Below are 10,857 nucleotides of genomic sequence, written 5' to 3' on the forward strand. Positions count from 1 at the left end.
CACTTCTTCGCGAGGTCGGCCTTTGTCGAGCCCTTGCCGATACAGAAGGACTCAGTCCACTGCAGGCCGCCCTCCTCCGGAATCACGGTGCGTACATTGGCGCCGTTCTTCTCCAGCGTCCCGGTGATCCAGTCGCCGATGCCCGCCATGGCCAGCATCTGGCCGTTCTGCAACGATGAGAATGTGCCGCCGTAGTCGAAGAAGCCGCCGATCTGCGGGCGCAGCGTCTTCATCTTCTCTTGCAGCTTGCCCCATTCCTCCTCGCCGATGTCGTAGGGCGAGGCATTGCCTTCGAGCAGGCTGATTTGTCCGAGATTGGGCAGATGCCAGTCGAAATGGCCGACCTTGCCCTTCAGCTTTTCGGCCCAATAGACGTTGTAGGTCGAAGCCTCCTTTTCGGTGACGGCTTCGGTGTTGTAGGCAACGCCGAGAAAACCGAAGCGGGTGAGAACCGAGTACAGCTTGTCGTCCTGCCAGTGGCCGGCGAACTTCTGGAACTCGGGAAAATAGTCGTCGAAGGCGTAGTCCTTGGGATCGAGCTGCTCGATATAGCCGGCGGAATTGAGCTGCTGGACATATTCGGCATCGGAAAGGATGACGTCGAAGGTGCCGGGAGGCGACTGGGCGATCAGGCCCAGCATGTTGTCGCCGCCGGTATAGTATTTCGGCTTGAACTTGACGTTGTTTTCCGCCTCGAATTCGGCAACGACATCCGGTTCGGCATGGCCGTACCAGGCAAGCATGGTAAGCTCAACAGGAGCGGCGAAGGCCAGCCGGCTGAGATACGGCATCGCCAGGATTCCGCCGCCCAATACGCTTGCACCCTTCAGAATCTCGCGCCGGGTACGGGGCCCCGACAATGCGTCCTTGATGGTCATCGCATTCCCCTTTTGGTTGTTGTTGCCGCAAGGTTAGGAAGCGCAAGTGCATTTGGAAAATTAATTCTTATAATTGAGCCATTTGCATTGCTTATTGACGATCAAGCTCCACATGACGCCTGACGGGGTCGCCGGAGACGCCAGCCTCATCCAGCCGGGCGATGATGTGGTTGACCAGCCGGATGCCGGCGTCCGACAGGCGCGGATGCTTGTAGAACAGGCCAACCCGGATTTCGGCCAGCGGCGGGAACCCGTCGTCCTCGCCGAGTACACGCATCCCCGGCAACAAAGTGTAGCGCGTCAGTGCGCTTACACCCAGACCGTTGATCACGGCATTCTGCAGGCCAGAGATACCCGGCCCGGTATAAGCGACGCGCCAGCGCATCTGCGCCGCATCTAGCGCCTGGATCATCCGCGCCCGGTACGCGCACCCTTCCGGATGAGCAGCAAGCGGGATGCCTGCCGCCGGATCGAACGTGACCTCGTTCGCCGCCGTCCAGATCGGCCGCTCGATCCATGACCGCGACAGGTATTGCGCGCGATCAGTGTTGACCATCGCAATGGCCAGATCGAGTTCGTCCGCCCGCAGCCGATCGAGGATTTCAGCGCTCCAGCCGCAATAGATCTCGAGCGAAATTTCAGTATGCTGACGCGTGTATTCAGTGATCACCCCTTGTAGGAACGCCACCGCATAGTCGTTCGGCAGGCCGACGCGCAGCACCCCTGCTATCTTGGCGCGATTGAAATAGGACGCCGCCTCGTCGTTGAGCCGCAGGATTTCGCGCGCGTAGCTCAACAGCATCTCACCTTCACCGGTGAGCGTCAGCGAACGGCCCGTCTGCTTGATGAGCGGTGCGCCGACCAGTTCCTCGAGCCGGCGCATCTGCAGCGAGATCGCCGGCTGGGTACGCCCCAGCATGTCGCCGGCCTTGGTGTAGGCGCCTAGATCGATGACCGAGACGAAGGTGCGGAGCAGGTCGGTCTGGAAGTTTATGATGTTGCGCATGGATTTCGTTTCCTCATGCGAGGATGAAGATTATAAATTTCTCATATCACAAGGTTGGGCTCAAATCTTTGCCCCATCAGCCAAAATGGGAGATGACCATGCCTCAACAATCTGTCTTCGCCGCCGAGCTTTCCTGGCCCGACTATGACGCCCGTGTTCGCGGTGGCACCACGGCAATCCTGTTGCCGATCGGCTCGATGGAGCAGCACGGCCACCACATGCCGATGAATGTCGACGTGCTCTTGCCGGTCGAGTTCGCTCGGCGCGTCGCCAGCCGCATCGACGCGCTGGTCGCGCCGCCCTTCACCTATGGCTACAAGTCGCATCAGAAGTCCGGCGGCGGCAATCATCTGCCGGGCACCACCAGCCTTGACGGCGCAACCCTGGTCGCAGCTCTTCGCGACGTCATCAGGGAATTCGCCCGCCACGGCGTTCGCCGCATCTGCCTGGTCAACGGCCATTTCGAGAATTCGTGGTTCATCATCGAGGGCATCGACCTTGCACTGCGTGAGCTCAAATGGGCCGGCATCGACGACATGAAGATCGTCGTCCTGTCTTATTGGGACTTCGTCGACAAGGCGACGATCGGCCGGCTCTATCCCGACGGCTTCGCTGGCTGGGATCTGGAACATGGCGGGGTGCTCGAAACCTCCCTGATGCTGGCGCTCTACCCCCACCAGGTCAGCCTTGAGCGCGCGGTCGACCATGCGCCGGCAACCTTCCCGCCCTACGACGTTTACCCGCCAAAACCGGAATGGACGCCCGCCAGCGGCACGCTCTCCTCGCCCAAGGATGCGACAGCGGATAAAGGTGAGCTGCTACTACAGGTCTGTGCCGACGGCATCGTTCAGGCTCTGGAGAGGGAATTCCCGCGCTGAACTTTCCACCTCCAGGCACAATAAAAGCCGCGGCATCGACCGCGGCTTTTTTTGTTGCCAAGGACGGGATCAAAAAGGCCGGCTCGGCGGGGTCAGTCCGCCGCGCTCGCAAGCCGCGACGGATGCCGGCCGAGACACCGTCTCTTCGGGGACACGGGCAGTCATGCGCGCGCCCAGACGCTTTACCCAGCGGGCGATATCCCTGGCCAGCAGCGCAGCCGGATGCAACGCGGTCGCGGTGGACCGGCAATGCCGGTCCACCGCTTCCCGGGGGCAATCGTGGGGGATGTAGAACACCGCCCTCAGTTCCTGATGATGTTGTGCTCGGGACCGAAGGGGAAGCCGGTGATGTTTTCGGCGCCGTCTTCCTTGACGATCAGAATGTCGTGCTCGCGGTAGCCGCCGGCACCCGGCATGCCCTCGGGAAGCATGACCATCGGCTCCATCGACACCACCATGCCGGGCTCCAGAACCGTCTCGATGTCCTCGCGCAGTTCCACGCCGGCCTCGCGGCCATAATAATGGCAGAGCACGCCGAACGAGTGGCCGTAGCCGAACGAACGGTACTTGAGCAGGTCCCACTCGCGGTACATTTCGTTGAGCTCGATGGCGATGTCCTTGCAGCGCGCGCCCGGCTGGATCAGCTCGAGACCGCGACGGTGAACCGCGACGTTCTTTTCCCAGATGTCGAGGCTTGCATCGTCGACATGATCGCAAAACAAGGTGCGCTCAAGTGCAGTGTAATAGCCGAAGATCATCGGGAAGGTGTTGAGCGATAGGATATCGCCGGACTGCACCTTGCGGTTGGTCACCGGGTTGTGGGCGCCGTCGGTGTTAATGCCCGACTGGAACCAGGTCCAGGTGTCCATCAGTTCGACAAACGGGAACGAGTTGGCGATTTCGCGAACCATCGCATTGGTGGTGGCGATGGCGACTTCATGCTCGGCCACGCCAGCCTTAATTGCTGCAGCACAAGCCGCGCCGCCGACGTCGCAGACGCGGGCGCCTTCGCGGATCAGCGTCTGCTCTTCGAGCGACTTGACGGTGCGCATCCACATCGAGGGCTGGCTGACATCGACGAACTCGACGCCGGGCAGCGCTTCTTCAAGCGTGCGACGGAAATCGAGCGAAATATGGTCGAACTCGATACCAACGCGCTTGGCGCCCGGCGTCAGCTGGCGTACGGCGCTGTAGAAATTGTCACGGCGCCAGTCGGTATAGGTGATGTTGTCGCCGAAGCTACGGCGCCACGGCTGGCCGCCATCGATACCGGCCGAAATGGTGGTAGCATTGTTGTGGTCAATGACCATGCCGTACTTGCGACCAAAGTAGCAGTATAACCATCCGGAATAGTAGTTGATGCAGTGGTAAGACGTGAACAACGCCGCGTCGACGTTGTTCTTTGCCATCCAGCCGCGCACATCGTTCTGGCGACGGGCCATTTCGGCATCGGAGAATGGCGAAAACTCCTTCTCGCCATTGTGCCACTTCATCACATGCAACATGTCGTCGGTCATCGGGCTGCTCCTCCTTGAATAGGATCTGATCCAGCACAGCTTAGTTCTGACAATGGCATTTCCAAAATTTATTCACCTAATGTTCGAATAACAGATCTTAATGGAGGAGCTATCCCGCATCACGGACTATGCAAAGTGTCCGGTGAGCTCCCTATTACCCATAGCGCAACCATGGCACGATCCGACCCAAGTGCAGCAAAACTCTCGTTCTGCTCCACTGCCTCTGGGTTGACGGCACCAGCTTTGAGTGGGGCAGCGGAAAGATGGCGTAGCAGATATGCATCCGATCCGTTCGCGGGCGAACGTCGTTGCACACGCCGAGGCGCCCGACCCGATCATCATGAAGCATCGACTTCGCAAAGGACCATGACCCCGGCAATGGCAGCGCGAACCCGATTGACAGCTGCCCGCAACTAAAGGGCCATTTCACAAGCTAAATGACCAAAACTGGCTGGACGATCACGCCCCTGCGCAGCGCGGATCAATGTCGCGTCTCCATGACTGCCCAGCTGCAGGTGACCGGTTCAAACGACCAGCGGGAATGCAATTCAATCGCTGATCAGTTCGGTGACGATCGGTGGCGACCGCATCACGATAGAGCTGACGCTGGACAGCATTGCAGGCGCAACAGCGACATGACAGCGGTCGAGGTTAACATCCGCACCTCATCACGGCATCAGGAAATGCTGGGCCAACTGCCGCCAACAAGACCCATCAAGGCAATTACCCGCGGCGCGACATGATACGCTGACCTGCTAACTGGCCATTGCAAAGTCGGCGCGCGAGATCGCAGATCAGGAAAATCTCGACGAGCGCTACGTTCCCAGCTTCTGCGCCTTGCCTTTTTTGATCCAACGATCGTCACCGAGATCTTTGAGACAATGATCGATATCGCCTCGGCCGATGTAGCTCACGGACTTGACTTGCCGATGCTCTGGTTCGAGCAGATCAAATCGAACTGAGCCGATAATCATCCCACGCTGCCTGTGATCACTGCAGCACTTTTGGCGCCCGACTTGCTCGTCCGCAGTGTCCGACAGCAGCGCTGTCGCCGCTAGCGATCAATACGCGGGGAGGCGTTAAGTGGTCAGTGCCTGCGACCCAGACATGGCAACCATCACGGCGCCATCGCTTTTGTCGAGAACTCCATGAACCAAATACCGTTATCCAGAATGACAGGCAAGACGGCCCAGAATTCTGGTTGAAATGACAATTCGGACCGATAGGTGCGGTATGGCAGGCTGGAGCCGAATACCGCGATATTTTCGCAGCAAGTGGTCCGGATCGATTAGAAGCAATTGTCCTAAATGACCTGCCCCCTTGGACTGTAAGCCATCTGCCGCTACTGGTTTCGCATGGATCGGCTTGAATGTGACAGGATGTTTGTTGCCGTGATGGAGGCGGGCAGCTTTGCAAGGGCCGCCGAACGGTTGCGAACCAGTGCCGGACAGGCCTCGAAGCTGATTTCGCGATTGGAGGGGGAACTTGGCGTTCGGCTGCTCAACCGTACCACCCGCGCACTGGCGGCAACAGAAGCGGGGCAGGCCTACTTCGAACGCGTGAGGGTTCTGCTTGCCGATTTCGACGCGCTCGAGGAGGCGGTACGCAACGTTTCCGGCACACCGAAGGGGCGCTTGCGAATGACTGCGCCCGTCTCCTTCGGCGCTGCCCAACTGGCTTCGGTTCTTGTGGAGTTCGCCCGACAGTTCCCGCAGATCGAACTCGACGTCAGTTTTTCGGACCGGGTCGTCAGCTTGGTCGACGAGGGTTTCGACGCCGCAATCCGCATCGGCAGCCCTGCTGATTCCAGCCTGATTGCTCGGCATCTCTGTGAAGCGCGCATCGTGGTGTGCGCGTCCGAGGCCTATGTGCAAGAACATGAAGTGCCGCGCACGCCAATCGGCCTGAAGTCGCACAATTGCATTATCGACACCAATTTCCGTGAACCTGGTATCTGGGCGTTTCGAGAGCCGGACGGCAGTGACACGCTCATCGAAGTCGCCGGTCGGCTGCGCTTTTCCAATGCCGATGTTGCGCTGACGGCCGCCGAGGCGGGTCTCGGTGTGGCGCGCGCTCCGAGCTTCATCGCCGGCCCCCGATTTCGCGCGGGACGACTGGTTCCCCTACTTCGTGGATTCGAACCAAAGCCGCTTGGCATTTATGCCCTCTATCCGCCCGGCCGGCATCTCGCCATCAAGGTCCGGTTGCTCGTGGACTTCCTGGTAGCCCACTACCGCAGCGGCCCAGATTGGGACAAAGGCTGGTAGCCGATTAATTCCATTTTGGAAGCAAATAGCTTCCCTTTCCTCGGATAATATCTTCAGTGGAAACGCGCTATCTCCTCGCCATCGGCGCTGATCAAGCGCGTTGCTCAAGGAGACACAATCATGACCATTGCGATTATCGGAACCGGCAACATGGCCAAGGGCCTTGCCGGTGTATTTTCCAAGGCCGGCTATTCCGTCACGCTAGGTTCACGGGATGCCGCCGGTGCCAGCGAAGCGGCCCGTGAACTGGGCGGCACTGTCTCGGGCACGGACATCGCTTCGGCGGCCAGCAATGCTGATATCGTCGTTCTCGCGGTGCCATTCGACGCAGCTGGCGAGGCGATTGCCGCGGCAGGCGGTCTGGAAGGCAAGATTGTCATCGACATCACCAACCCGCTGACCCCCGACTACGCCGGGCTGACCATCGGCCATTCCACCAGCGCTGGCGAGGACATCCAGAAGCTCGCGCCCAGGGCCAACGTGGTCAAGGCGTTCAATACGATCTTCGCCTCGGTGCTGCAGGCGGGCGGCAAGGTTGGCGACAAGCCCGCCACCGTCTTCATTGCCGGCGACGACCAGGGTGCGATCGACACGGTCGAGGCAATCGTTGCCAAGTCCGGCTTCGTTCCCGTCCAGGTCGGCGGACTGCGTATGGCGCGCTATCTGGAGCCGGTCGCCGGCCTCAACATCGTGTTGGGTTACATGCGTGGTTTCGGCACCGATATTGCCCCCACCTGGCAGACCGCAACCGCCTAACGTTCCAAAAAAGCAACCATCAGGAGTAACGAGCATGAACGATACAAACAACGCCAATCTCGCTGGCCTACTGCTGCGCGTCAGCATGGGCATCCTCTTCCTCGCCCACGGAGGCCTCAAGATCTTCATCTTCACACCAGCAGGAACCGCCGGTTTCTTCGAAAGCCTCGGTTTTCCCGGACCGCTGGCCTATCTGGTCATCGCTGCAGAACTGCTCGGTGGCATCGCTTTGATTGCGGGCGTCTGGACCCGCTGGGTGTCTATCGCGCTGATCCCGATCCTGCTCGGCTCGATCTACGCCCCACATGGCGCCGCCGGGTTCTTTTTCAGCAACCCCAATGGTGGCTGGGAGTTTCCAGCATTCTGGGCTGTCGCGCTTGCCTCGCTGGCGCTGCTCGGGAACGGCGCCTACGCCCTGCAAAAGGTGCGTGGCTGATTCCGCCCGGACGCGGTCCACATCCGGCCGCGCCCGGGCCACCTTCTTTGGCGACGGAGACGTAGCATGCTTGTAAACGGAAAGTGGACCGAAGACTGGCAACCAGTCCAGGCCAAGGACGAAAAAGGCGGCTTCGTTCGCCAGATTTCCAGTTTCCGCAGCTGGATCACGCCTGACGGCAGGGCCGGACCGACCGGCGAAGCCGGCTTTAATGCTGAGGCCGGCCGCTATCACCTCTATGTCGCGCTGATCTGCCCTTGGGCGTCGCGAACGCTCATTGCCCGCAAGCTGAAGAAGCTCGAAGACATCGTGTCGGTCTCTGTGGTCGAGCCGGCTCTGACCGATCAAGGCTGGCGCTTCGGCGACTATCCAGGCGCCAACCGGGACGAACTCAATAGCGCGACCTATCTGCATGAACTTTACAGTCGGGCCGACGACGATTTCACCGGCCGCGCGACCGTTCCGGTTCTGTGGGACAAGAAGCGCAGGACCATCGTCAGCAATGAGTCCGCCGAAATCGTGCGTATGTTCAATTCAGGCTTCGGGGCGCTTGCTGACGAAAGCGTCGACCTCTATCCGCAGGCCTTACGCGCCGACATCGACGCGCTCAATGAGGAGATCTATCCGACGCTGAACAACGGCGTCTACCGCGCCGGCTTCGCCACGACCCAACTCGCTTATGACGAGGCCTACCGTGGTGTCTTTGCTATGCTGGACGAGCTTGAGGCGCGCCTGGCCAGAACTCCTTTCCTGCTCGGCGACCGGTTGAGCGAGGCAGATATCCGGCTGTTTGTCACGCTGGTGCGCTTCGATGCCGCCTATCACGGCTTGTTCAAATGCAACCTCAGGCGCCTTGCTGAATATCCCAACCTGTCGGCGTATCTGAAGCGCATTCTCGCCATTCCGGGGGTTCTTGATACGGTCAATATCGACCATATCAAGAAGGGCTATTATTCGATCAGGTCGCTCAACCCGAACGGCATCGTGCCCGACGGTCCCGATCTCAGCGATCTCGGCCTTTAACCAATGGTTGACCGCTAGTAAGCACAGGCAATTCTCCAATGAACAATTCCCACGCCAAAAGCCTTGTTGTCTTCTTGCACGGCGTTGGCAGTCGCGGGGCCGATCTCATGCCGCTCGCCCAAGCGTGGCAGCCATCGCTACCCACGGCTGCGTTCGCCGCACCAGATGGCCCGTTCGCCTTTGACGCGGGTGGCGCCGATCGGCAATGGTTCAGCATCTCCGCTGTGACCGAGGCGAACCGGCCGCAACGCATTGCTGCGGCAAGGCCCGCGTTCGACGATACCTTGCGCGGCACCATCGAACAGCATGGCCTCCTGAACCACCTCGATCGGGTTGTCCTCGTCGGGTTTTCGCAAGGCTCCATCATGGCGCTGGATGCCATTGTTTCCGGGCGTTGGCCGGTTGGTGCGGTTGTCGCCTATTCGGGCCGTCTCGCGTCGCCGCGACCTTTCATGCAAACCGGATCGCCACGGGTTTTGGCGGTGCATGGTGCGGCGGACCCGGTGATACCAGCTGGCGCCTCAATCGAGGCAATGGCAGCCCTGCGCGAACTGGGCCTCGATGCCAACAGTCACATTCTTCCAGGCGTTGGCCACACCATCACCACCGAAGGCGCGCAATTGGGCGCAGCCTTCTTGGCCGCTGCACTGAAAAGCGAAGCCAAATGATCAAGCACATGCGCTTGGCGTATGCTCATCTTCGGCTTGATTTGTCGGTATACTGCCGTTGCGAGGTGTGAACGGCCTCAATGTTTTCTTCCGCCCAATGTGAAAGCGCCCCGAGCGTCCGGGTAAGCGTTCGGCCAAGCGGGGTAAGGTCGTATTCGACGGTAACCGGGACTGTCGGAAATGCCGTCCGGGTTACCAGCCCATCGCGCTCAAGGTCCCTGAGAGCCCGCGACAGGACTTTGGCTGACAGACCTCCGATCGACTTGTTCAGCGCATTGAACCGCAGCGGGCCAATAACCAGCAGGCGGACAACCAGCACCGTCCACTTGTCGCCGATGCGATCGAGGATCGGAGCGGGCTGTTCGCCAGATGTAAGAGCGCGAATTTCTGCGCACGTTTTGCTCTTGAGTGCTCTGCGGCCTGAGAAGCTATGGGGGAACACGGCGAGGTCGCACCATCGTCGTACGATCAACCCGAAGGATAGACTATCATGTCCAAAGTCGAGGATCTCAGCCGATCAATCACTGTATTGGATCAAGCTCGCACTGTGCTCGTCGTGATAGAAATGAGTCAGAATAGCTGGCTTGTGGCCGGAATGCTTCCCGGCGTTCAGCGACACCCCCTCCAAGAAACTCGATCCCGATCCCAATGCATTGCTCGGTTTGATCACGCGTTGGCGATCGGAGGCGGAGGCTGCGGGGATGCCGATAGACCGGGTCGCACCGGCCTTCGATGCTGGTCGAGACGGCTTCTCGCTGGCCCGGTGGCTGCGGACGCGAGGCACAGACGCTCATGTCATCCATTCGACCAGCGTCGCCGTGAACCGTGAACAACGACGGGCGAAAACCGACAGGCTAGACACGGCCATGCTCAAGCCCGAGCTTCGCCGGGCGCCAAAACCGTGGCCAGATGCATCGCATGGGCGAGGCCGTTACCAAGCAACTTCATATTGAGGAGAAGGCAAAGGTCTGCAGAATGCGCGCTTCAAATACGCTTGCCGCAATTGTGACCGCTCCGGTATCAACACGCCGGTCGTGACCGCGCCGATGCCGACGCAGCCCTTGCCGGGCAGCATCGCCACGGCCTCAACCCTGGCTTTCGCTCTTGTTCACAAATACGTCGACGGCACGCCACTCTATCGCGTAGCACAAGCCTTTGAGCGCGCCGGCGTTCCTGTCAGCCGAGGCGCTCTGGGGCATTGGGTGGTGATCGGTTCGAGCGAGAAGCACCTGCATCGCATCTATGATGTACTGAAACTGCGGCTCAGGTCACAGCCTCTCATCCATGGCGACGAGACGACGGTTCAAGTCCTAAAGGAAGGAACAGGGCGGCCACTGTACAGCCCGAAGACATAGGTAACAGTTTGTACCTAAGACATGGGTGACAACCTCGTGCCGAACGGGTTGTCGATGGTCTGCAGGGTCCTCT

Annotated in this window: 11 protein-coding genes and 1 pseudogene; 8 read left to right on the forward strand and 4 right to left on the reverse strand. The window is 60.0% G+C overall.

Going from position 1 to position 10,857, the window contains the following annotated elements:
- Window positions 1–878, reverse strand: an 878-nt coding sequence (locus HNQ95_RS32780; protein ID WP_182576203.1) for an extracellular solute-binding protein, incomplete at its 3' end; no start/stop codon positions are given.
- 91 nt (window positions 879–969) lie between these two features.
- Window positions 970–1,884 carry a LysR substrate-binding domain-containing protein gene (locus tag HNQ95_RS32785; RefSeq protein WP_154387504.1) on the reverse strand — a complete coding sequence of 305 codons (915 nt, stop codon included), beginning with the start codon at window positions 1,882–1,884 and terminating at the stop codon, window positions 970–972.
- Between the two features lie 98 nt (window positions 1,885–1,982).
- On the opposite strand from HNQ95_RS32785, the gene HNQ95_RS32790 reads away from it, so the two are divergent.
- Window positions 1,983–2,762: a creatininase gene (locus HNQ95_RS32790; protein ID WP_154387505.1), complete on the forward strand. Its 780-nt coding sequence runs from the start codon at window positions 1,983–1,985 to the stop codon at window positions 2,760–2,762.
- Window positions 2,763–3,064: 302 nt separating this feature from the next.
- Here the strand turns inward: HNQ95_RS32790 and HNQ95_RS32795 are convergent, their stop codons facing one another.
- The gene (locus tag HNQ95_RS32795) at window positions 3,065–4,279 is read right to left on the reverse strand and encodes a M24 family metallopeptidase (RefSeq protein WP_154387506.1); all 1,215 of its coding nucleotides are present in this window, start codon (window positions 4,277–4,279) and stop codon (window positions 3,065–3,067) included.
- Window positions 4,280–4,716: 437 nt separating this feature from the next.
- On the opposite strand from HNQ95_RS32795, the gene HNQ95_RS32800 reads away from it, so the two are divergent.
- The 6 genes from HNQ95_RS32800 (at window position 4,717) to HNQ95_RS32825 (ending at window position 9,429) form a co-directional block, all read left to right on the forward strand.
- The gene (locus HNQ95_RS32800) at window positions 4,717–5,022 is read left to right on the forward strand and encodes a hypothetical protein (RefSeq protein WP_182585860.1); all 306 of its coding nucleotides are present in this window, start codon (window positions 4,717–4,719) and stop codon (window positions 5,020–5,022) included.
- A 636-nt stretch (window positions 5,023–5,658) separates the two neighbouring features.
- Window positions 5,659–6,546, forward strand: coding sequence for a LysR family transcriptional regulator (locus HNQ95_RS32805; protein WP_246341094.1), 888 nt, complete (start codon window positions 5,659–5,661; stop codon window positions 6,544–6,546).
- Between the two features lie 120 nt (window positions 6,547–6,666).
- Complete coding sequence (locus tag HNQ95_RS32810) at window positions 6,667–7,302, forward strand: NADPH-dependent F420 reductase (RefSeq protein ID WP_182576204.1); 636 nt, start codon at window positions 6,667–6,669, stop codon at window positions 7,300–7,302.
- 34 nt (window positions 7,303–7,336) lie between these two features.
- Window positions 7,337–7,738, forward strand: a complete 402-nt coding sequence (locus HNQ95_RS32815; protein WP_154387509.1) for a DoxX family protein — start codon at window positions 7,337–7,339, stop codon at window positions 7,736–7,738.
- 66 nt (window positions 7,739–7,804) lie between these two features.
- Window positions 7,805–8,761: a glutathione S-transferase family protein gene (locus HNQ95_RS32820; protein ID WP_154387510.1), complete on the forward strand. Its 957-nt coding sequence runs from the start codon at window positions 7,805–7,807 to the stop codon at window positions 8,759–8,761.
- A gap of 38 nt (window positions 8,762–8,799) precedes the next feature.
- Window positions 8,800–9,429, forward strand: a complete 630-nt coding sequence (locus HNQ95_RS32825) for an alpha/beta hydrolase (protein WP_154387511.1) — start codon at window positions 8,800–8,802, stop codon at window positions 9,427–9,429.
- Between the two features lie 25 nt (window positions 9,430–9,454).
- On the opposite strand, the gene HNQ95_RS32830 is transcribed toward HNQ95_RS32825, so the two are convergent.
- Window positions 9,455–9,814, reverse strand: coding sequence for a winged helix-turn-helix transcriptional regulator (locus tag HNQ95_RS32830; RefSeq protein WP_182576205.1), 360 nt, complete (start codon window positions 9,812–9,814; stop codon window positions 9,455–9,457).
- A gap of 515 nt (window positions 9,815–10,329) precedes the next feature.
- On the opposite strand from HNQ95_RS32830, the pseudogene HNQ95_RS32835 reads away from it, so the two are divergent.
- Window positions 10,330–10,748, forward strand: a pseudogene (locus tag HNQ95_RS32835) (IS66 family transposase); the annotation flags it as partial.
- Window positions 10,749–10,857 lie beyond the last annotated feature (109 nt).

The sequence above is a fragment of the Aminobacter ciceronei genome (assembly GCF_014138625.1).
In the GTDB taxonomy this organism is placed as follows: Bacteria; Pseudomonadota; Alphaproteobacteria; order Rhizobiales; family Rhizobiaceae; genus Aminobacter; species Aminobacter ciceronei.

Excerpts from the sequence above, each read along its gene's own strand:
- HNQ95_RS32785 (WP_154387504.1), bottom strand. The coding sequence starts at position 1,884 with ATGCGCAACATCATAAACTTCCAGACCGACCTGCTCCGCACCTTCGTC.
- HNQ95_RS32790 (WP_154387505.1), top strand. The coding sequence starts at position 1,983 with ATGCCTCAACAATCTGTCTTCGCCGCCGAGCTTTCCTGGCCCGACTAT.
- HNQ95_RS32795 (WP_154387506.1), bottom strand. The coding sequence starts at position 4,279 with ATGACCGACGACATGTTGCATGTGATGAAGTGGCACAATGGCGAGAAG.
- HNQ95_RS32800 (WP_182585860.1), top strand. The coding sequence starts at position 4,717 with ATGACCAAAACTGGCTGGACGATCACGCCCCTGCGCAGCGCGGATCAA.
- HNQ95_RS32805 (WP_246341094.1), top strand. The coding sequence starts at position 5,659 with ATGTTTGTTGCCGTGATGGAGGCGGGCAGCTTTGCAAGGGCCGCCGAA.
- HNQ95_RS32810 (WP_182576204.1), top strand. The coding sequence starts at position 6,667 with ATGACCATTGCGATTATCGGAACCGGCAACATGGCCAAGGGCCTTGCC.
- HNQ95_RS32815 (WP_154387509.1), top strand. The coding sequence starts at position 7,337 with ATGAACGATACAAACAACGCCAATCTCGCTGGCCTACTGCTGCGCGTC.
- HNQ95_RS32820 (WP_154387510.1), top strand. The coding sequence starts at position 7,805 with ATGCTTGTAAACGGAAAGTGGACCGAAGACTGGCAACCAGTCCAGGCC.
- HNQ95_RS32825 (WP_154387511.1), top strand. The coding sequence starts at position 8,800 with ATGAACAATTCCCACGCCAAAAGCCTTGTTGTCTTCTTGCACGGCGTT.